18 protein-coding genes are annotated in these 21,977 nt (G+C 39.6%); 7 read left to right on the forward strand and 11 right to left on the reverse strand.

The genetic code is table 11. The annotated features are described in order from the left end of the window. Position 1 precedes the first annotated feature (1 nt). Complete coding sequence (locus tag LV83_RS00690; RefSeq protein WP_111609601.1) at positions 2–1,474, forward strand: glutamate synthase subunit beta; 1,473 nt, start codon at positions 2–4, stop codon at positions 1,472–1,474. Positions 1,475–1,553: 79 nt separating this feature from the next. Here the strand turns inward: LV83_RS00690 and LV83_RS00695 are convergent, their stop codons facing one another. Together LV83_RS00695 and LV83_RS00700 are read right to left on the reverse strand one after the other, a co-directional pair. After that, entirely contained in the window at positions 1,554–1,982 is a 429-nt protein-coding gene (locus tag LV83_RS00695) for a DUF4890 domain-containing protein (protein ID WP_245946960.1), read from the reverse strand. A gap of 93 nt (positions 1,983–2,075) precedes the next feature. After that, complete coding sequence (locus LV83_RS00700; protein ID WP_111609602.1) at positions 2,076–3,407, reverse strand: NAD(P)/FAD-dependent oxidoreductase; 1,332 nt, start codon at positions 3,405–3,407, stop codon at positions 2,076–2,078. A gap of 145 nt (positions 3,408–3,552) precedes the next feature. Between LV83_RS00700 and LV83_RS00705 the strand changes: the two genes are divergently transcribed. Together LV83_RS00705 and yjjX are read left to right on the forward strand one after the other, a co-directional pair. Next, a complete protein-coding gene (locus LV83_RS00705) occupies positions 3,553–4,260 on the forward strand; it encodes a YebC/PmpR family DNA-binding transcriptional regulator (protein ID WP_111609603.1) in 708 nt (235 codons plus the stop codon). 24 nt (positions 4,261–4,284) lie between these two features. Beyond that, entirely contained in the window at positions 4,285–4,851 is a 567-nt protein-coding gene (yjjX, locus tag LV83_RS00710; RefSeq protein ID WP_111609604.1) for an inosine/xanthosine triphosphatase, read from the forward strand. A 201-nt stretch (positions 4,852–5,052) separates the two neighbouring features. On the opposite strand, the gene LV83_RS00715 is transcribed toward yjjX, so the two are convergent. Continuing rightward, on the reverse strand, positions 5,053–6,039 hold the full coding sequence (locus LV83_RS00715) for an NTPase (RefSeq protein WP_111609605.1): 987 nt from the start codon (positions 6,037–6,039) through the stop codon (positions 5,053–5,055). A gap of 191 nt (positions 6,040–6,230) precedes the next feature. On the opposite strand from LV83_RS00715, the gene LV83_RS00720 reads away from it, so the two are divergent. Both LV83_RS00720 and LV83_RS00725 read left to right on the forward strand, forming a co-directional pair. Beyond that, on the forward strand, positions 6,231–7,160 hold the full coding sequence (locus LV83_RS00720) for a M28 family peptidase (RefSeq protein ID WP_111609606.1): 930 nt from the start codon (positions 6,231–6,233) through the stop codon (positions 7,158–7,160). A 120-nt stretch (positions 7,161–7,280) separates the two neighbouring features. Beyond that, complete coding sequence (locus LV83_RS00725; protein WP_245946961.1) at positions 7,281–9,008, forward strand: chloride channel protein; 1,728 nt, start codon at positions 7,281–7,283, stop codon at positions 9,006–9,008. A gap of 439 nt (positions 9,009–9,447) precedes the next feature. Here the strand turns inward: LV83_RS00725 and mtgA are convergent, their stop codons facing one another. Genes mtgA through LV83_RS00745 form a run of 4 tightly spaced genes read right to left on the reverse strand, consistent with a single transcriptional unit; the run spans position 9,448 to position 14,789 of the window. Beyond that, on the reverse strand, positions 9,448–10,143 hold the full coding sequence (mtgA, locus tag LV83_RS00730; protein WP_111609608.1) for a monofunctional biosynthetic peptidoglycan transglycosylase: 696 nt from the start codon (positions 10,141–10,143) through the stop codon (positions 9,448–9,450). A 9-nt stretch (positions 10,144–10,152) separates the two neighbouring features. Continuing rightward, complete coding sequence (locus tag LV83_RS00735) at positions 10,153–10,947, reverse strand: class I SAM-dependent methyltransferase (protein ID WP_111609609.1); 795 nt, start codon at positions 10,945–10,947, stop codon at positions 10,153–10,155. 52 nt (positions 10,948–10,999) lie between these two features. Next, the gene (locus LV83_RS00740; RefSeq protein ID WP_111609610.1) at positions 11,000–12,934 is read right to left on the reverse strand and encodes a DUF3857 domain-containing protein; all 1,935 of its coding nucleotides are present in this window, start codon (positions 12,932–12,934) and stop codon (positions 11,000–11,002) included. Continuing rightward, positions 12,927–14,789 (reverse strand): DUF3857 domain-containing protein, encoded by a 1,863-nt coding sequence (locus tag LV83_RS00745; protein WP_111609611.1) that lies wholly within the window; start codon positions 14,787–14,789, stop codon positions 12,927–12,929. The genes LV83_RS00740 and LV83_RS00745 overlap by 8 nt, the downstream gene beginning before the upstream one ends. Before the next feature lie 186 nt (positions 14,790–14,975). Here LV83_RS00745 and LV83_RS00750 point away from each other — a divergent pair, with 186 nt between their 5' ends. Then, positions 14,976–15,440 carry a MaoC family dehydratase gene (locus LV83_RS00750; protein ID WP_111609612.1) on the forward strand — a complete coding sequence of 155 codons (465 nt, stop codon included), beginning with the start codon at positions 14,976–14,978 and terminating at the stop codon, positions 15,438–15,440. 116 nt (positions 15,441–15,556) lie between these two features. Beyond that, positions 15,557–16,720: a hypothetical protein gene (locus LV83_RS00755; RefSeq protein WP_111609613.1), complete on the forward strand. Its 1,164-nt coding sequence runs from the start codon at positions 15,557–15,559 to the stop codon at positions 16,718–16,720. Between the two features lie 44 nt (positions 16,721–16,764). Here LV83_RS00755 and LV83_RS00760 read toward each other — a convergent pair whose 3' ends face one another. From LV83_RS00760 to LV83_RS00775, 4 genes are all read right to left on the reverse strand, one after another. After that, positions 16,765–19,203, reverse strand: coding sequence for an outer membrane beta-barrel protein (locus tag LV83_RS00760; RefSeq protein WP_111609614.1), 2,439 nt, complete (start codon positions 19,201–19,203; stop codon positions 16,765–16,767). A 291-nt stretch (positions 19,204–19,494) separates the two neighbouring features. Continuing rightward, complete coding sequence (locus LV83_RS00765; protein ID WP_111609615.1) at positions 19,495–20,106, reverse strand: superoxide dismutase; 612 nt, start codon at positions 20,104–20,106, stop codon at positions 19,495–19,497. Positions 20,107–20,211: 105 nt separating this feature from the next. After that, positions 20,212–20,655, reverse strand: a complete 444-nt coding sequence (locus LV83_RS00770; RefSeq protein ID WP_111610086.1) for a nucleoside deaminase — start codon at positions 20,653–20,655, stop codon at positions 20,212–20,214. A 12-nt stretch (positions 20,656–20,667) separates the two neighbouring features. Beyond that, positions 20,668–21,798: a hypothetical protein gene (locus LV83_RS00775; protein WP_111609616.1), complete on the reverse strand. Its 1,131-nt coding sequence runs from the start codon at positions 21,796–21,798 to the stop codon at positions 20,668–20,670. Positions 21,799–21,977 lie beyond the last annotated feature (179 nt).

Raw genomic sequence — 21,977 nt, forward strand, 5'->3', positions numbered from 1 at the left:
AATGGGAGCGAAAGAAGGATTTATTCAATTCAAAAGAGAAACTCCGGTTACCCGTGACGCGAAAGCTAGAATAGGTGACTACAAGGAAATATACGAGCCTTTTGGAGGCGAAAAGTTAAATAATCAAGCAGCAAGATGCATGGATTGCGGTATTCCGTTTTGCCACAGCGGATGTCCGCTTGGTAATGTGATACCGGATTTCAACGATGCGGTTTACAAAAATGAATGGGAGCAAGCCATCAAAATATTACGCAGCACAAACAATTTTCCTGAGTTCACAGGCAGAATTTGTCCTGCTCCATGCGAAGCAAGCTGTGTATTGGGTATCAATAAAGATCCAGTTGCGATTGAATTGATCGAGAAAAATATAGCTGAGAAAGCCTATGAACTAGGCTTGATCAAAGCAAATCCTCCTAAAACTAGAACTGGCAAGTCTGTAGCAGTAGTTGGTTCTGGACCAGCTGGCCTCGCTGCGGCTGATCAGCTGAATCAGGCAGGTCATGAGGTGACACTTTTCGAAAAAGACTCCAAACCAGGAGGTTTACTTCGATTTGGAATCCCAGATTTCAAGCTTGAAAAATGGGTAATTGATCGTCGAATTGAATTCATGAAGCAAGAAGGAGTGATTTTCTCCTGCGATACCGAAATAGGTTTCAATATCAAAGCAGAAAATATTCTTAAAAACTTTGATGCGGTCGTACTCTCCACTGGAGCAGGACAACCGAGAGGTCTGAATATTAAAGGTTCCGATGCTAAAGGTGTTCATTTTGCTATGGAATTCTTAGGTCAGCAAAACAAAGTAGTTTCTGGCGAAATCAAAGAAAACCCGATTTCTGCCAAAGGAAAGCACGTCATCGTAATTGGTGGTGGTGACACAGGAAGTGATTGTATTGGTACCTCCAATAGACATGGAGCTGCTTCAATTACCCAACTTGAGCTTTTGCCTAAGCCACCACAGGTAAGAAACACCTTGAATCCTTGGCCAGAATGGCCAATGACTTTGAGAACTTCCAGTTCTCATGAAGAAGGTGCCGAGCGAGTATTTTCCATACTGACCAAGGAATTTGTGGTGAACGAAGAAGGCCAAGTAACCGGCTTGAAGCTCGTAGATTTGGAATGGGTACATAAAGATGGACGTATGGTCTTTGAGGAAATAGCTGGCACGGAGCGTACGGTTCCTTGTGATTTGGCATTCCTTGCGATTGGCTACACTGGTCCTGCTCAAAATGGCTTGCTAGAAGCTTTCGGTGCTGAAACGATGGAAAATACACTACCAAAGTCTAAAAACTATCAGAGCACGAATTCCAAAGTATTCCTTGCTGGAGATATGCGAAGAGGCCAATCTTTGGTTGTCTGGGCAATATCTGAGGGCAGGGAAGCTGCTGTGAAAGTAGATGAATACCTGATGGGTGAATCTAATCTTCCGCAGAAAGATGAATCCTTTTTCCAGGTGGAAGAGGGAATAATAGATTAAAAGTAATTCGTCTACCAGAGACGAAAAGCCATCCCGAGAATCATCGGGATGGCTTTCTTAGTTAAAGGAGATTAGGGAATTAATTCCCGCCTCTTCGCCCTCTTCGGGGATCTCCTTCTATCTGAGCATTTGGTCTGCCTCTGCGACGATCATCCATTCTTTCAGCTTTAATTTCAGTCCACTTCGCTCTTTGTTCCTCGGTCAAAACAGCCTGTATTTTAGCATCCTGGGCTTTCAATTCATCTCTTTTGGCTTCCATCTCTGCTTTTCGGGCTTCCATCTCAGCTTTCCTTTCAGCCATTTCGGCCTCATTCTTTTTAGCATACTCAAGATTAATATCTAAGATTTGCTTTTTCTGTGCCTCAGTAAGTGAAAGTGTTTCTGCTATTCGCTCAGTAGTTCGTTTAGCTCTTTCTTCCGCACTCGGTCGCTCCCCTCCTCTTTTTTGTGCCATTGTGCTGAGGCTGATCATGACCATCATGCCTGTAGCGAAAATCCATTTGTTCATGCTTGCTTTTGTTTAGTTACATGAATTAGACACAGCTGACGCAAATCAGTTTAATCTGAGCCAAAAGAGTTTTTGTTAACATACCTAAAATCCTTATCGCTCTTCAGTAAGGGCTTTCTGCTCGCTAGGTCTTACCGCCTTAGGCTTGATTAGCAATCGAAGACTTGGATCAAAGCTCAGGTAGTTCCACGACCAATCAAGGAAAATAAAAAGCTTATTTTTCACACCCAGAATGGCCATCAAGTGAACAAAAAGCCAAGTAAACCAGGCAAAGATTCCCTGAAACTTGATAAAAGGTAAATCTACAACCGCCAGCTTTCTACCTACAGTTGCCATAGATCCTAAGTCTTTGTATTTAAATGCCTTCTTCTCCTTGCCTTCTTCAATTTTGTGAAGATTATACGACAGGTTAACAGCCTGCTGAATGGCGACTTGTGCCACTTGAGGATGGCCTTTTGGGTAATCTTCCTGAGTCATCAAACTAATATCACCAAGTGCAAATACGCCAGGGCAATCTTTGATTTCTGAAAAATCATCTACGAAAATTCTTCCATTTGGTGCATAGTTTTCAAGCTCCAAGCCGCCTATCGTATTCGGTTTAATCCCAGCCGCCCATAGCAAAGTCTGGGTTTCGATAGTTCCTTTATCAGCTAGTACTACTTTATGACCATTATAATCTTTTACCAAGGTGTTCAACATGACTTCTACGCCTAAACTCTGAAGGTAAGTTAAGGCATGCTCCTTTGATGTTTTGGACATAGGGCCAAGAAGCTCAGGACCTGCCTCTATCAGTACTATCTTCATGTTGTGAAAATTGAGCTCAGGATAATCCTTAGGAAACACGTTGTTTCGTAGGTCTGCCATAGCTCCAGCTAGTTCCACGCCGGTAGGTCCACCACCCACGATCACCACATTCATGAGTGATTTACGATCCTCCGACCTCTCGATATTTATAGCACGTTCGTAGTTTGAAATGATCTTATTTCGGATGTAAAGTGCTTCCGAAACGGTTTTCATAGGAGAGGAGGTCTCTTCGATGTTTTTATTCCCAAAGTAATTGGTTTCAGCACCCATCGCCAACACCAAATAAGTATAATCTATATACCCCACATCGGTATAGATCCGCTTGATCTTTGGGTCAAAATAATCTACTTGTGCCATTCGGAAAGTGACATTATTAGATCCGTGAAAAACCTTTCGAAGCGGAAAAGAAATAGCGCTAGGTTCCAACCCGGCAGTCGCCACCTGATAGAAAAGTGGCTGAAACTGGTGATAGTTATGTTTGTCAAGCAAAATAACCTGAAACCGTTTCTTCCTCAACTTCATGGCAAGTTTAAGACCGGCAAAGCCAGCTCCTACTATGACCACTTTAGGCAAATCTGAATCAGGAATGTTGGGGAGAGGATGTGAGAGAAAATCCGACATGGTAAAAGTGTTTTTAACGCTTACGATTAAGTAGCTATTTTGGGTCGATTTCTTTGGGGAAATTACCAAAACTTTGTCTAGAAGTATTCATTCTTCAACCTAAACGAAAAGAATTGCTAATTTTACCACCCTAATATTTATAACCATGGGAAGAGCATTTGAATTCAGAAAAGAGAGAAAATTCAAGCGTTGGGACAAAATGTCCAAGGTTTTTACGCGTTTAGGAAAAGAAATCGTAATGGCGGTGAAATCAGGAGGACCTGACCCCGCCTCAAATCCAAGACTTCGTACCATAATCCAAAATGCCAAGGGAGCACAAATGCCCAAGGACAGAATAGAAGCTGCCATCAAACGTGCCTCTAACAAGGATGAGAAAGATTACGAAGAAGTAGTTTACGAAGGATACGGCCCCTTTGGAATAGCCGTAGTGGTGGAGACCTCGACTGACAACATCAACAGAACTGTTGCCAATGTAAGAAGCTATTTCTCCAAAGCTGGTGGTTCTTTAGGTACATCCGGTTCCGTCGTTTTTATGTTTGACAGAAAGGCTGTTTTCCGATTTGAAAAAGGGGAGTTTGACCTAGAAGAATTGGAGTTTGAATTGATTGATTTTGGCTTGGTGGATATTGATGAAAACGAAGGGGAAATCTTCGTTTACACTGAATTTGAAGATTTTGGCACCATGCAGAAAGCACTAGAAGAAAGAAATATAGAAGTTATCAGCGCGGACTTTCAGCGCTTCCCTTCCACACTGACTGAACTTGATGAAGAGCAGGAAGAGATTATCAATAAGATGATCGAAAAAATGGAAGAAGATGATGATGTAAACCAAATTTTCACAAACATGGCCTAGGCACCTGCCTAGGTTTTTTTATATATGAATTTCCCAAAAAGAGAAAATTTTAAGATTTCCGAAAAGCTTTTAGTAATTGTTGGAAGTAAAAACCCAGTCAAAGTCGCTTGTACAGATTCTGCTTTTACCGAAGCATTCAACAGAGGTTTTGTTGTGAATGGAATCAATGCTTCTTCACAAGTATCGGATCAGCCTAGGGGTGATGAAGAAACCTATTTAGGCGCTAGAAATCGAGTAGTTAACGCCAAAAAAACTTTCCCTGAAGCTGATTATTGGGTGGGGATAGAAGGAGGAATAGCTGAGGATGAAGGAGGAATGTATGCTTTCGCCTGGATATACATAGAAGATAAGGCTGGGTTAAATGGCAAGGCAAAAACTGGAATATTTTATCTCCCTGAAGCTATTGCCAAACTCATTCACTCAGGAATGGAGTTGGGTGAAGCTGATGACCAGGTTTTTTCTCAAGAAAATTCAAAACAAAATGGAGGTTCTGTCGGGATCCTTACTCATGGCACTATTACTAGGCAAACCTATTATAATCAGGCGATTATACTTGCTTTGATTCCTTTTATGAACAAGGAATTGTATTAGGATAAATGATTTTTGTAAATTTTTTACCTAAGAACCTTTTAATCGAAAAAATTTTGACTATTATTGAATAATTGAAATTTAAAACTTTGATTTATCCAATAGAAGCGGAATATTCCAAATACTTCTAATAAATCAATACTAGTAGAAGTTGCTTAAATCACCCCTAAAATTAAGTAGCTATAGGCCTCTCAAAAGAGAGGTCTATTTTTTTAAATTCTTTAGAAAGTTATTCAAGGCTACTCTCCAATCTGGATCAGCGTCCCACTCAGGGCCAATATAGAGCTCTTCACGAACAAGAAGCTTGATGTAGTATTTTACAACTATCCTGGAAGAAGATTCATCTGCTTTTGGTTCTAGCCCCATACTTTTCATCAAATCAGCTTCTCTGCCCTCCACTTTTACCAAAAGAAACTGGACTTTATCTTGAATCAATTCTGCTTCAGATTTTACTTCGGTGAGCCACTCAATTTCATATGGATATTCCTGCTTGAGAACTTGCTCAATTCCGGCTTTTTGAGCCGCCTGCTCAGCCATGATAACTTCGGGTGACTTACCATACATATCATATCTAAAGTAGCTCAGTAAACCTGTTTCTGCCGATGAGCCCTCAATCGTAATACCTAACTTAAACACATCCAGGTTGAGTGGGTTTTGGGGAATAAATTTAAGGTTAGACGTCGTTTCTGTATTACTGATATTTAGAAACTCAGGTACTTCCAAGACAAGTATATTTTGTGTCGGCTGATTTTCACCTATCGAAGCGAACTGGCTTGTAGCAGCTCCTATATCAGCAGCTGTTATGCCATAAAGAGATTTAGTTGGAATTATATTTCTGTCACCAGAAAAAGGTCCAACATGAATACTCATTTGATTTTTCTGTCTGGTAACGAGAATAATATTTTTGACCAATCGCTGCTGAAAACTCATCGCATAATCAGCCTGAACAGCCTCAGAAAGTGCCACTTTTTCCAATTCGAAATATGCAATAGGATCGCCTCCTGCACTTACTAAAGAATTATGTACACTATCAGCCACTTCCTGCCAAGTCATTACTGGCCTTGCTGCCGGATCTGTGGAGATAAAAACTATTGATTTACCATCAAAAAATGATTGCGGTATGCTTCCTTGAGCCGAAACTAGTTGGAGACTTACTAAAAGAATAAAAATAAGTGAGATATTATATTTCATATGTTTATAATTGCTATTCAGAGGTTGTATGAAATCTCGCAGGGAGGTACTGAGAATCTCGGGACTACCCAATTTATATTTCCTGCAGCATGCCTATCCGCCACAGGAAGGCTAGATTTCATGAATTCAGAGGTGTGATCCACTAAGCTTATTAATTTTACCAATATACATAACGCAAAATACTTTCCTTGATGCAACTCACAATCAAAAATTTAACAAGTTGTTTCTTATTTCTAGTAATTTTTCAAGCACATGGGCAAAGTATTGCTTCAAAAAGCCTCATTGAAAACATCAAGTATTTATCAACTGATAAGCTGAAAGGGCGAAAAACTGGCAGCGAAGGTAATGCTGAAGCTCGTTCTTTTATTCTTGATCAATTTAAAAGCATCGGACTTAAGACACAATACGCAGATTTTCAGCAAAGATTCTCTTTTGAAAATAGAAGGGAAAACAAAACTTTCGAAGACGCCATAAATATTGTTGGCTTTATAGCTGGAAGCAAATCCAAAAAATTGATTGTAATCACTGCGCATTATGATCACGTGGGGATAGGCAGGCCCGATGCAGCAGGAGACTCCATTTATAATGGCGCCGACGACAATGCTTCAGGTACAGCCGCATTGATAGAATTAGCTAGGTATTTTAAAAAACATAGACCAGAGCACTCCATGATTTTCGCAGCATTGGATGGTGAAGAGATGGGTTTACAGGGTGCAAAGGCATTGCTTCAGGACTTCCCCTTTGAATTAGATCAAATACTTCTCAATATCAATATGGATATGATTTCCAGAAATGAGAAAGGAGAACTCTATGCTTCTGGAACATATTATTATCCCACCTTCAAAACCATCTTGGAAGGAGCATCCACTGGTAGTGTCCCAAAATTGATGTTTGGCCACGATGAACCGAACACTGGAAGAGATAACTGGACCCAATCTTCAGATCAGGGACCATTTTTCAGTGCAAATGTTCCGCATATATATTTCGGAGTTGAAGATCACCCTGACTACCATAAGCCAAGTGATTCTTTTGAAAATATAGACGAACAGTTTTATATCAATGCTGTCAACCTTATCTTGAAGTGTACAATAGCATTGGATGAGGAATTACTCAAAGAGTAAGACCTCTCCTTTTCATTGGCTTACTTCTTACTTACCTTAGACTTTTAAGCACGCAACTAACGCGATATTTTGGCTAAAACTGACTTTATCACCAGGCTTTTGATATGGAGGCTCAGGCACATGAGCAACCAAACCTTTATCCTAATTCTAAGCGGGATCATAGGTATACTATCAGGTCTTGCCGCGGTGATTCTAAAACAAGGTGTACATGCCATTCAGCATTTTCTTACAGAGGGATTTTATAAGGAATATGCTAATTTCCTTTATATCATTTATCCGCTTATAGGTATTTCGGCAGCATTTATCTTAGGTAAGTATCTTTTCAGAGATTGGGGTGGTCATGGAATCCCGGATATTCTTTTCAACATATCCAAAAAGCAGAGTATCATCGCACGAGTAAAAACCTACAGTCGTGTAGTTACTTCAGCGATAACTGTTGGATTTGGTGGGTCTGTAGGTCTAGAAGCTCCTATGTTAGTTACAGGTTCGGCAATCGGATCCAATGTAGGGTCGCTTGTACACCTGAATGCAAAAAAGAGGACACTTTTGATTGGTTGTGGTGCAGCCGCTGCAATATCTTCCATATTCGGAGCTCCGATTGGAGGAGTGATTTTCGTCATAGAAGTAATATTAATGGAAATCAGCACCGCTAGCTTTATTCCCCTGTTGATTGCATCTGTTACGGGTTCTTTAACTTCAATGGTACTGATAGGCAAAGACTCTGTTTTTAACTTCAAATTGACTGAAAACTTTCAGGCTTCCCACATGCCTTACTATTTGCTTTTGGGAATTTCCTGTGGGTTGGTTTCGCTGTATTTCAGCCAGGCGGTCAGAAAAACAGAATCTCTGATGGAGAGTTTGGATAGTCAAGCGTTAAGGATACTATACGGCGGAGCAATATTGGGTATTATGGTTTTTTTCCTACCTCCTATCTACGGAGAAGGTTACGACACGCTCAATACTCTAATCGATGGAAACTCAAGCCAATTACTTGAAAGAAGTCCTTTTTTCTCAATTATTGAGAACCCCTACATCATCATTATTTTCTTAGCCTTTATCATCCTAGTGAAGCCAATTGCATCAGCAGTTACCCTTGGGGCTGGTGGAAGTGGGGGAATATTTGCGCCTTCATTATATGTAGGTGGAATTTTAGGTTTTCTTTTTGCCTACTCCAGTAATCTTTTTGATTTTACAATTCCATTGCCACTTGCTCACTTCACTTTAGTGGCTATGTGTGGTGTAATGGCTGGCGCCCAGCATGCACCTCTTTCAGCCATATTCTTAATAGCTGAAATAACGGGAGGATATGAGTTATTTGTCCCATTGATGTTCGTTTCTGCAATATCTTATGTGACAAAGACAGCCTATCAGAAAGACAGCATCTACATGATACAACTGAAGGAAAAAGGAAGATACCTGCCAGAGTCAAAAGATCAGGAGCTTCTAGAACTCATTACTATAACACATGTCATCGAGCGAGATTTACTGCCAATACATCCTGATTCAAAATTGAAAGATCTTATAAGCCTGGTGAAAATATCGAAGCGTAATATATTCCCTGTTGTAGATGAGTTTAAAGCGCTACGAGGAATAGTTACTTTAGATGATATTCGTGATATCATGTTTGATCGGGAGAAGCAAGAGAACCTGATGATAAAAGAGCTCATGCATAGTCCTCCTGAAATCCTATTGGCTACTGAGAATATGCAAAAAGCCATGGAAAAATTTGAATCGTCTGGAGCTTGGAACCTCCCTGTAATCGAAGACGGCAAGTATTTGGGCTTTGTTTCCAAGTCAAGAATCTTCAATGCATACCGCAAACGCCTCATCAAACAAAAGCAGGATTAACTGGATTAAGAATAATATTTGGAGGAGCCAATTATCCACTTTATTAGACCTTCGTTTTAAATGATTTTTTCAAGTTAGCCTTCTTTATCCACAAAATTACCTTTAAAACATGGCGTATAATTACCTGTTATACAAGGCATTAGTAGCATCGTGTGAATAAGTGTGGATAAATTATCGAAAATGTGGATAAAAAATACTTGCTTTTTTTAAACCTCAAATAGAGCTCAAAAACAAGGATTTAAGGATTGAATATGTGCAATCTAGAAATGCAAAACTAAACCCTGAAAACGCCCGTTTTCGTTCAATTCAAAAAGATAATTTTGTGTACATCAAAGTTGCTCCTACTAGTTGAGAAAAACAGTACCAAAAAGAAAAGGGATTTGGTATCGCTCTTATTTTTACATCAAATAATCCTATTTTAATACTACAAATCCAACCTTTATATTCCCATACCAATCGGGGGAAGATTATTCATTTGCCGAAGAATCCAGGCTTGCCTCCCATAAATATACGGGGTTGGTTTAGCTGGTGACCATCTTCTTGGATTAGGAAGTACAGCAGCTATCAAGGCAGCCTGATTTCGAGTGAGTTTAGCCGCTGGTTTATTGAAAAATTCCTGAGAAGCAGCTTCAATACCGTAAATACCATCTCCCATCTCTATCACATTGAGATAAACCTCCATGATGCGCTCCTTAGGCCAAATCAGCTCCACTAACACCGTGAAATATGCTTCCAGCCCTTTTCGTAGATAATTGCGCGATTGCCATAGGAAGACATTTTTAACTGTTTGTTGGGTAATGGTACTAGCTCCCTTCACCCGCTTTCCTTTTTTGTTGTTTTCCCAAGCCTTTTCCATTGCCTCAATATCAAATCCACTATGATCAAGGAATTTCTGATCTTCTGAGGCATACACAGCTTGGGGTGCATTCTTTGATATTTCACTAAAAGGAACCCAGTCTTTTCGAAGTCGAACCTTTTTATCAGAATCAAATGTCTGTTCAAAAAGTCTTATAACCATTAATGGCGTGATAGGTACAGGAACGAAACGGTAGAGAACTGTTAACCCCACGGATAAAATGAAAAACCACATAATCGTTTTCCAAATCAATCGCCATAGCCACTTAAAAACCTTCATAATTTCGATTTAAACTGTTGCACTTGCCTGTACAAAATGGTAGAAAAAGACAGCATCCTCATCTTGGGCAATAGCATCAAGATCATTCTCCATAGCCGAAACATCTTCTGCAGAAATCAACGCTGCTTCAATCAATCCAGTAGCTGCACTTTTCATCAACTCTTTCCAGTATTGTGTAATCTTATGAAGATCGCCAGGATTTCGTTGATCTAAATGAAAACCCCCTCGAAATAGCTCAATTTGGTTGTAGCCAGCACTGTTCAGTAGATTTCCAAGATTAGCCCCAATATCTGGATTACCACCTAAAGATACCTGAAGATCATTGTAGTTTTTATAGTATTTTGTCAAGCCAGGCAGCGGTGGATGAAAATAGAAACTAGCGTTAAAAACCTCTGTGAACCAGAGCTTAGTCTCAGGAAGAAGATAAGGCTTGATAGCTACCAAAACCTGAGATGCCTCAGGAATATGCTCCAGTGCCCAGCAAATGAATACTGAATCATAGTTCTCTTCCAACTGAAGGATCCTTGCATCTTGACAGACGAACTTTACCCTATCCCCAGCAAAAGCTAAATTCTGTCTGGCTCTATCAAGTTGACTTTGGGAGTAATCTACACAGGTAATCTCCAGTTCTGGAAATAGCCTTAACAAAACCTCAGTTTGTGCGCCAACTCCAGATCCTACTTCAAGAAGTTTTTTGCAGCCAGAAAAATCAACCCTAGGGTAAATTAAAGAACCAAGCACACCAGCTTGGTCCATCAGCCGCTGTTGCTCCTCAGGAATATATCCATGTAAATATGCACTCATCTCCTTGGGTATTTGCTCTCAAAATTATCAATAAAAGAACAAATACTTCACGTCAGTTTGGTGAAGGAACTGACTTCTTTTTAAGAATCACTGGCTCTGAAAGTTTTGAAGCAACACTTTCCATAAAATATTTAAGGTTTTCATATTCGCTTGCAGGAATAAGAGGGTTATTCACAACGAATTTGGCTGAAATTGTCAGACCATTATTAACTACAACAGGGGAATACACAAAAATTACATATTCTCCATTAATAGTATATCCAGCTTCTAGTGGGTAATCATCTAATTCATATCCTTCTGGAATAGTCACCACAGTATTATACGTTTCCGTAAAAGCGTATCCAAAATCAACTGGAAACATTCTGTACTCTTGGGAAAAAGGATTCTCAGAGAAAGAAGAAAATTTAAGTGGGCTAAATAGAATCATCTCTTGATCTCCCAACTCAGTAATCTTCGTGTCGAAATTTATTACCAGCATGTCCTTCTCCTCTAAAGAATTATTGATTTTAAAGTTCTCAAAAACAACACCATCCTCCTCATCAAACAGCTTATCTAAGGACTCCTTTCTTTTTTCTATTCCAGCTATTTCTTTGGCTAAACTAAGACCTCTATATCGATAGTTTCGGTGAGAATTAGCCATCACGAGTTGACCCTCTTCATTTAGGCCAATTTGTCCAAAATATTGAGAATTAGAATTATGCTGAATGTCTATCGGGATAAGCTTACTTTGATCCTCTTGTAGGTACAGGCCTCCCTTCACGTGTTTATCCAGATCTACGTACCCAAAAGGCGCGTCAGATTGCGATAAATCCAGATATTGAGGCTTGCCATCGAGTACTGCTAATAACAATATTTCATCAAACTGATTAAGGAACGGGAACGGTACCAGATCGCTCCTTCCATAACCTTTACTGCCAATTAGAACAGGCTCACAAGGAATTCCTTCTGACTTCAGAACTCCCATTAATGCCAGCATAAGTTCTCCAGGGGTGCCTACTTTGGACTTTAGTAATTGATTGAGATTTTGTTGAGGATAAATCCAGTCTTCTCCTTCTACTCTAAAGTTATTTCTCAAATAATAATACGCTTTCTGAGCTGTTTCCAGTTGTGTAGAACCCTTCAAATCAACGTCAAGGAATTCTTTTGCAATAGGATTATTTCTATAAAAACCCTTCTCCGTATAGTTAGAAATAACTTCGTCACCCAAAACCTCCCATGAATTGAGCACATCCTTCCACTGAATGCCCATATCGCCTGAAGTTTTATATTGAGCCAATTGAAATTCAATCCGGTCTATGTAGTCCCTATAATTCTTCATGAATGGTTCCTCTTTGAGCGAACGCAAATCCCTCAAAGTCCAAGTGTAAAAATCAAATTCGTGTGTTTTTTCCACACTACTGGCGAAATTTTGACCTTGTCCCATGGTTCTGTATTCCAGGTTAGGGTTCATTTTAATTCCATATTGACTGAAAAGAGTTGGAAGTCTATTTTGAAATGTCCAGCCGTCTATAAACGTAAGATTTTTGTCCACTTTCTTGTATTGATACTCCATAATAGACCCTACTTGTACATTCGGAAAAGAAATTCTTAGCTCCTTATATCCACCATCTAGGTCTACTTCAAAAATACCATCCTTAGAAACCTTTACCGTTTCTGCCTTGCCGTTTGCAAAATTTGTTGTTTGGGCTTTCACACCTGAAATGTCCTCCATCCTTTGGTCTCCCGCATAATAGCGAATACGGATATCAGCGTTGTCCTTACCTGCTTCTGAAAGCACCTTTAATCGGATAAAATAGGTGGTTTCGATTAGCCCAGGTAAGAACTTAGAATTTCCATGAGACACTAATATAACAGCTGGTGCATCTGGTTCAAATGCTACCTCAGTCATAGAAATCTCGCTATCACTAAACTCTCCCAGTTTAGGTATTTGAGAATAGGTAATCCTCGAAATAAGGATCAAAATCAGGGTTAGTAATGTTTTATTCATTTCTGAGCGCAGCTGTGTTTTTGATAAAATAGAAGTTAGAAGAGCCTAGGGCATTAATTCGTTTAATAAGTTCCGATTTAGATTCATCGGTCATTTCCTCACTGATTGAAAGCTTCACTTCCCTTTTTACATGTAAGTTTTTACCATCTAGCGAGGCAGATAAAGTCACCGATATTCCATCCTCCTCAATCGATAAATTATCTGGAAGATTTTCTGCCTCCATCACCTCAGGAAGCTCAATTTCATATTCATCAATCTGACTAAGTGAGTTATTGACCAGCATCTCATCGGTTACTTTTCCAAGAAATGATTTTAAAATCATTCGTTTAGCTGTATTCTGGACGAACTTTTGAATAAAACCATCATAGCTTACCTCTGCAAGCAAAAGAGAATCCTTATGGTCAACAGCCAGCTCATACTGTTGGATAATTAATCCTGCAACAGGTGAATTTCGGTTGAAATAATCGCGCTGCTGTCGGGTATCGAGACGTTGCTTCACCGTAAGCATGTCTTCAGCGAAATTGCCATCAACTTTAAGCCTTGTTGCAATAGAAGCATCTCCATTATTATCAATTTTCACCTCATTTTTGCTGTAGATAGTATTCCAGTCGAGTGAATTGTACGAAGGTGTTTTAGTCAAATAACCTCCTTCTCCATCAATGACCAAAACGTGCCTATTTTTGGTAAAGTCCCCGAGAAACCCCGCTGGAAGAGAGTTAGAAGTGCATTCCAACCAAACTGGACTCTGCCCTTCTTTCATAGGCACCTGTAGGATCACATGGTTAAATTGAGTGGAAGGAAGATCTATCTCGATATCATCCGCATCTTCACCTGCTTGTACCAAGGTATAGTTGGAGCTGATCCCGACAGCCTTCAACATCGCTTGCATTAGATTTGTCAATCCCTTACAATCTCCATATGCATATTTCACCACATCTGAAGCTAGCATAGTTTGCCAACCACCAATTCCTAATTGGATACTGACGTAGCGGTAGTTTTTTTGCAGGTAGTCATAGAGAATCTGAATTTTCTCGTACTCACTCGAAGCATTTTTCACCATAGCAACAAGCTTGGCTTGGAAATCCTCCGGAAGCGCTTTTCGCTCTTCATTGAGCTTAAACTGCCATGCCGCAAGGCCAGACCAATCTTCCATCTTACCGACATAATCTCCCAAAGCAAAGCTGACAGGTGCTAACAATAACTTGTGATCATCTTCCTTCTTCAAATCTGGAGTTTGAACTGGAAGATCTTTTTCCACCCAGGTAATTTCAGTTTTATTGTCAACGGTCTTTTGAGTTCTCTCACCAAGCAAATTCACCGCTTTATATCGTAAGCCAATTTGCTCTGGATAAACCACAGTTAGCGTGGATTTCAACACCTTCTGGTTATAGCGATGTACTGGTACCCAATCTCTCAAATAGAAATTAGTGGAAGATTTAGTCTCAATAGTAATAGTAACCTGTATTGGGAACTTACTGCTATTTACCTCAAAATACTTATGCCGATTATCATCAAAAATGCTGCTGGTAGAATAGATAGCTGCATCAGTCATGTCCTTGGTCTTCGCCTTCTCCATAGTTTTACCACTCAGCGGATCGGTAATTTCTATCTCAACATTTTCAATATCATTCAACTTATTATAGAAAACGGAGGTAAAAGCATGGCTTAATCCATCAGGCGAAAAGATGGTAAACTTTCGCTCTATTTTATAGGTAACTTCATAGGATTCTGTAATTTCTATTCGCTGATCCTCTGTAAGCAGGGAATAGATTGTGGGAACCTCTTTAGTTGGAATTGTATCAACAGGAGCTTGAAAACCAAAGAGAAAACTGGTGACTAAACCCAATAGTAGCATGTGGAGAACGAATAAATTTGGTGCAAAATATACTTTTTTGTTTGTAAAACTAAAGTTCTATTAAAATATAATTATAAGGCTCTCAATGCCCGCTAGAAACATTATAATTCGATTTTAGCCTTAATAATACTCTTGTAATTCCCGCTAAAACTTCCCTAATTTGGTTTAATACAAAAAATATATTCCATGCAACCAGTGATTATAGGCAGTTTTGAAGAGTTTGAAAAGTACAATGGGCAGAGCTTGGGCTCATCTGAATATTTTCAAATCACTCAGGACCAGATAAATATATTTGCAACAGCTACTCATGATCACCAGTGGATTCACACCGATCCAGCGAGAGCCAAAGCTGAAGGAGCATTTGGGAATACAATCGCTCACGGTTACCTCACATTAAGTATTGTACCCCATCTTTGGGAACAAATCGTAGATGTGCGAAACCTGAAAATGATGATCAACTACGGAATTGAATCCCTACGTTTTGCAAATCCCGTCTTGGTAAATAGTGAAGTTCGTCTGGTAGCTACCCTAAAAAACGTTGCTAATCTACGAGGAACAGTAAAGGCAGAAGTAGAAGTAAAACTTGAAATAAAGGACCAAAAGAAGCCAGCCTTTTCTGGAGTTTTGATCTTCCTTTATCATTTTCAGTAAGCCAAATAGGCTACGTAAGCAAGTTGATCTGCACAAGATTCCTAACCAAAATATGCTATTCGATTAGGTAATTATCTGATGAGCAAATATATTAGTTGGAGCTAATCTCCAACAATATGAAACTTCCTTTCGGACTACTCATTCTTCTTATTCCATTCATCTTTTTTGCCTGCAAGCCATCTACTACCTCCGAGACATCAGAAATACTAGATCTTAAATTAGAGATCAAGGACTCCATCCGCGTCGACTATATAGGTATGCTCAATCTTATGGATGTCAATCCAGAATTTGAGAAAATTTTATTCTTTGATCCTCAGAACATGAAGTTTGTGAGTACAGACTTTGACGGAAATATCCTGGGTGAATTCAGCAAAGACCGCGATGCGCCGGACGGGTTTGGCTTTTACCCTATGGCTGCCGGCAGATTCAATGCATCACAAAATATCCAGGTTGTTTCGATGTTTGGCATATATGAATATGATCTTAATGGCAACTTACTGACAAGCAAAAAAATCCCAAGAGATGAAGCAAAATCTTTCAGTGGCAGAGCAGATGCTAAGCGTGAGATTCAATTTGTCAAGGATAAAATTCTTCTTAGCGGAACCATTGGGCGTGGAGAGTACAACAAGACACAGCCAGAATTTTATGACACTTTTTTACAGCTAGTTTGGGCTGATCCTCAGACAGGGTCGTTTGAGCAGTTTCTAGCTCTGGATTCTGCCAGCATTTTCCAAAACAATATGTCCCATGAGCCATCGACACTTTCGCCAACATTTGAAATCGTAAATGACAAATTGTATGTCATCACTGGAATAGATCCATTTTTGAATATTTACGAACTTGATTCTCCCTATACTAAACTCCAGAGAATCCCTCTAGAACTAACAGACTACAAACTGAATACCGGTGAAGATCCCAAAAAAGCTGACCCAAGAGCAATAAGTTATGATCCATCATATGGTATCACTCATAAACTGGTGAAAGTGGGAAACAAACTGGTAATCATGTATGAAACTGGGTATAGCGAAGAAGATGCTATCCGCTCTCGTGAAAACATGTCCCAATCTGAATGGGAAGAATTTTATTCCCGCATGAAAGACACCTATAAAATGCGGTATCAGATCCTGGACCTTGAGGGAAATATGCTAAATGATGCTATAATACCTGATGAACTAAGCGATTTGTTCGTTAGTCGTGAAGGTTCGTTATGGTTTATGGGTAAGCCAAATCCGGATGTTGAAGAGGATTTTTATACCCTTTATAAAGTGGGAATAAACTAAGAAAAGCCGGACCAATGGTCCGGCTCTTTCTATTTCAGATAACCTTAGTCTAATCTATTTCGCTCTTCGGAGCTTCCAGAATTACTTTTCACGCGGAAGCTTTCTCCCTTAGAGAAGTTATATTTCAACGTAAATCGAACACCTTGATTGCTTCGGTACTGTCGGAAATTTGTATCAATATTTGCGAAGTCAACATTGGCCTTTATTACCTGCGTCCTGAACAGATCAGTTCCATTTACAGAAAGGGTGATTTTATCCTTCATGATAGACTTGGTCACCCCTGCATCTACCCATCCAAATCCAGCAATTTCGCCCTGTCCCCAGATCTGCGGTCCAAGATACATTCCCATCACTTCCACTTTAAAACCTAGTGGTAAAACAAAGTTGTGCTGCGACCTTGCCATGAACGAAGTCTGCGAATTATCTAGGTAATCATCCCCAATCTGTGACTTAAAGCGATTGTAATTCACCTGGACCATATTCGAAGTAGACCACCATTCTTTGATATCTACAGGGATAATCGCTCTGAAGTTTGCGTTTCTAGTCTTGTCAAAGTTGTCAGTAAACGTAGTAGTAGTACGCTCCTCCTCGTTCTGTATAAACACCTGCATAAATGCATCTTCCGTTTCGCTATATCCAAGCGTGAATTGGTACATCCCTTTTACTACATGATTCATTTCAATATTATTGGAATACTGCGGTTTAAGGTTCGGGTTACCTCTTTCACTAGTCAACGGATCAATGTAGTATACAAAAGGATTCAGTAATCGATAATTAGGTCTGGTTATTCTACGATTCACATTGTAGACGATCTGGTAGTTATCACTGATTTTATGCTGTAGGAAACCACTTGGAAATAAATTGAAATACTTCTGCTTATTCACCTGATCAAGCGTCACCGAGTTACCAGTGATATCCGAATGCTCACCTCTTAACCCTACCTGATAAGAAAGTTTATCGGAGAATTTCCCTTTGTAGGAAAAATATGCAGCCAATACATTTTCATTGTAAATGAACCTGTTGCTGCTTGGGTCAGGAATAAATGGACCATCTTCCTGTGCTTTACTTAGGTCTAGATTGTTATCAGATTTAACCCAGCTACCTTTTACACCAGTCTCAATTGTGTTTCCTTTTCCTACTGGTTTTACAAAATCTACCTTGGCTGTGAAGATATTGTAATACATATCATTCAGCGTCAAAATGTTACTATTCATTGCATCAGACATGTTCTCACCAACCCATTGCTTATTGGTAAGTAAGGATTGGCTATCGGAATTCATTCGGGTAAAGTCCACATCGGAACTTATTTTTGTGCCCAAAGTATCAAGTTTTGCATCGTAATGCAGGTTGGCAAAATATCTACTTCCTGTTCCTGTGGCGTCATTAATCGATTCCAAATAGCTAATTTCTTGCATGCCCGGTGTGATGATATCAGTCAATGAGTTATTGTCATTTCCATCACGGGAATCCGAAGCCTGTATATTTATGGCAATGTTTTGATTCTCATTAATCTCATAATTTGCAGCTCCAGTAAAAAAGAGGTTCTTGTTTCTAGATACAATTCTAGATTCTTGGCTGAAGTTAGAAATGCCTTCAGGTAAGGTGAAATTTCTATAGATTTCGAGATCATTGAAATTACCATAGTGGTTGTAATTCAAGTTGGCATTTGTACTCCACTTTCCTTTTTTCACATTCAGCGCTACGCCGGTATTTGGTAACCACTGTCCGTTATACAAGGCTCCTGCTTGGATATTCCCGAACATACCATCGACAGTATTCTTTTTCAACTTGATATTGATCACGCCGGCAGAACCTTCGGCATCAAATCTTGCTGAAGGATTATTGATCACTTCTATGCTTTTAATATTATCAGCAGGCATAGATCGAAGAAAATTCGCCAAGTCAGTGGCACTCATGTAGGTCAAGCGATCATTGATCATCACGGTAGCTCCAGTACGCCCGTTCAGATTGATGATCCCATCTTGATCTACGTAAATTCCAGGTGATCTTCCGATCACATCCAGCGCGTTTGATCCTTCAGCCATCACTGTTCCTTCCACATTGATGGTTGTTTTGTCTGGCTCAATGATGATTTCCGGACGAGTAGATTTTACTGTTACCTCATCAAGACCTGTCATTTCATCCTGTACGGTTACTGACCCAAAATTCTTCTTCAAACCAGGTTCTAGCTGAAAAACTTCGGATTCAAAAGCAGTGAACCCAATAGAGGAAATCACCAATTTGACTTTGACAGTTTTGGTAGATTCTATTAGGAAAAAGCCATTTTCATCAGATACTGCGCCATCCACCAGGTTACCGCTCGTAGCATCGATTAATGCCACATTAGCATATGGGACAGGCTGTTCATTTTGATCAGTTACTTTACCGGTAATCTCGCTGACGTCTTTGTCCGCAGCGGCAAGGTTACTTATCCCTAGCAGGTAAGTAAATAGTGTTAAAAAAAGCAAGTTGGTCGTTTTCATCTCTTTTATAAATTTTCAAAGGTGAGATGGAATTCCGCATTCATCATAATCTTCACGCCGTGTGTCGATGGAGTCATGCTCGATTTCATTTCAATAGTACATTGTGTATCGTCAGCCACCTATTGAAAAATAAATGCCACAGGTTGAAATCGGCCTAAAATAGCTCTATTCTCCACTTTTCAAAAAATATCGAAAAAAGAGTGTATCGAAAACGAACAGTGTTATTTCACCTTTGGACATAAAAAATCCCCGAACGTTATGTCCGAGGATTCAAATTTTAGCTTTACCAGCTTATTTCTTCAACGCTTCTATATAGTTCGCGTTTGCTTGATCCCAATTGATTACATTCCAGAAAGCGGCAATGTAATCAGGTCTCTTGTTTTGGTAATTTAGATAATATGCATGTTCCCATACATCCAGTCCAATGATAGGGGTTCCCTTTATCTCTGCTACGTCCATCAGAGGATTATCTTGATTTGCAGTAGAAACCACCTCAAGCTTATCTGCTGCAGTCAAAATCAACCAAGCCCAGCCAGAACCGAATCTTGTTGCAGCTGCTTTGTTGAAAACTTCTTTGAAGGATTCAAAGTTGACAAACTTATCATTGATTGCATTTGCCAAATCTCCAGTTGGAGCTCCGCCACCTGTAGGAGACATGATTTTCCAGAAAAGGCTATGGTTATAGTGTCCGCCACCATTATTTCTTACTGCTGTATTTGATCCAGCAACCTGAAGCAATTCTTCCAAAGATTTGCCTGCTAGGTCAGTCCCTTCAATTGCGTTGTTAAGGTTAGTTACATATCCATTGTGGTGCTTGCCATGGTGTATTTCCATGGTTTTAGCATCAATGTTGGGTTCCAAAGCCGTCGTGGCATAAGGTAAAGATGGAAGTTCGAAAGCCATTTTGTTTTAATTTTAAGGTTAAAAGATTGATTTAAAAATCTTACGAATAATCTGTTTTATCAACCAATCGAAAACGAAAAAGGTTCTTTAGTGATCAATTTCCTTTTATTTTCTCAGTTTTTTGAAAAATTCGAGCAAAAGCTGTTCGGATTCTAAGCCCAAACTTCCTGCAATTACTTTTGTTTTGGGGTGCAAAATTGCCGGATTACTCTGCAAAAACCCTCTTTTAAGATCGGATGCTCCATAATGGATTTCGCCGATCTGCGACCAAAATAGGGCCCCTCCGCACATCACGCAGGGCTCCAAAGTCACATACAGCCTACAATCATTCAGGTATTTAGCTCCCATGTAATTTGCCGCCGAAGTTATAGCAAGCATTTCGGCGTGGGCAGTGACATCATTAAGCTTCTCGGTCTGATTATAGGCTTTCGCGATGATTCTATTTTTTGAAACTATCACAGCACCAACAGGTATCTCTCCCTCTTCAAAAGCAATTTTTGCTTGCTTGAGAGCTTCATTCATGAAGTACTCGTTGCTATAAAGTTCTATTTCCAAAGCGGTCTAGAAGAAGTCCAAGATCTCGTTTCTCACACCATCATTGATGATAAATGCTAGAATCAAGGAAACTACCAAACCTATAAATGCTTTGAAGACGTCCTTCCTAGCTAGTCTAAATGCACGGAATAACCAGGCATTTCTCTTTTCCGCTTTGGCATGCTTACCGAGTGCAATCGCTATTTCTCTTCCGCCAAGCAATCCAATAAATACCCAAGTAGTACTCATCGGAACATTGCTATAAAGCTTAAAGTAGAATAGGATGATAGCATACACAAAATCTACTATGGTTGCTGCACGAACGTCTGTAACACTGGTTTTCTCATTAACAATTCCCTGTATTTTATCTCCCTTCATGTAGAAAAGAAAACCCAGACCAATAAACACGAAACCAGTGTAAACAGCGAATTCTACTACATCCAATTGTCTAGGTAGGAACACTGCAATATTCGCAGCATCTTGCATAATCCATACCGCCCAGAGCGTACCAGAGGTGATCCACTGCAGGTAAATCCAATACGGAGCAGGCTTTCCTTTTAGGTAGTTTTTGACAAATCTCTCAAGAACAAACCAAACAGCAATAGCAATTGAAAAGGCTAAAATATACCCTACAAAGCTTTTAAACATAACACTAACAATAGTCCCTGCTTTGTAAGTGAATACATTCAATAATAAAAATGTAGTGGAAACAGGCATTCTCAGCCTAGTCATAATAAGGAGTACAATCGGAGCTGCAAGCTGAAGGAAAACAAAGCTAGTAGGCGCCTTGTCCAATCCAGGTACACTTAATCGTTCATAACTCACATCACCATTAAAGGTGATCCAGCTATACGTGACAGTTGCCACAAAGATCAAACCCATAAATAACCACAACCAATACCATTTCTTACTATGATTTGAGGCTATAAATGTCCCGATTGTTTGAATACTATCATTTGCAATAGCAGAGTAGGCGGCTAATGCAAACCCAAACCACATAGCTGCATAGGTGTATGGGGTGATTACCGCAGCGATGGATATGAGTACACAAATGACGATTAAAAAAGATTTCTCCTTCTTAGTAAAATCGAACAACGAATACGCTCCTTTGGAAAGCTTATCCTGATTAATGTTTTGGTCTATTTTTTTCTTGGCCATGATTTGGCTTTTGGTCTGTCGCGCAAAATTAAAGAAGATATACTTCTATCCATGTTATCAAATTGTTAAGTAAACACAATTCCTCTTCTAAAAGATAGTTTTATCTTGTTTTTCGCAAAAAAATTTCAACTTTTGCCCAATATTTTATCAAAAATTTGGATTCTCGCTTAGTTCCGTTC

Origin of the sequence: Algoriphagus yeomjeoni (genome assembly GCF_003259505.1) — a bacterium.
Classification (GTDB): Bacteria; Bacteroidota; Bacteroidia; order Cytophagales; family Cyclobacteriaceae; genus Algoriphagus; species Algoriphagus yeomjeoni.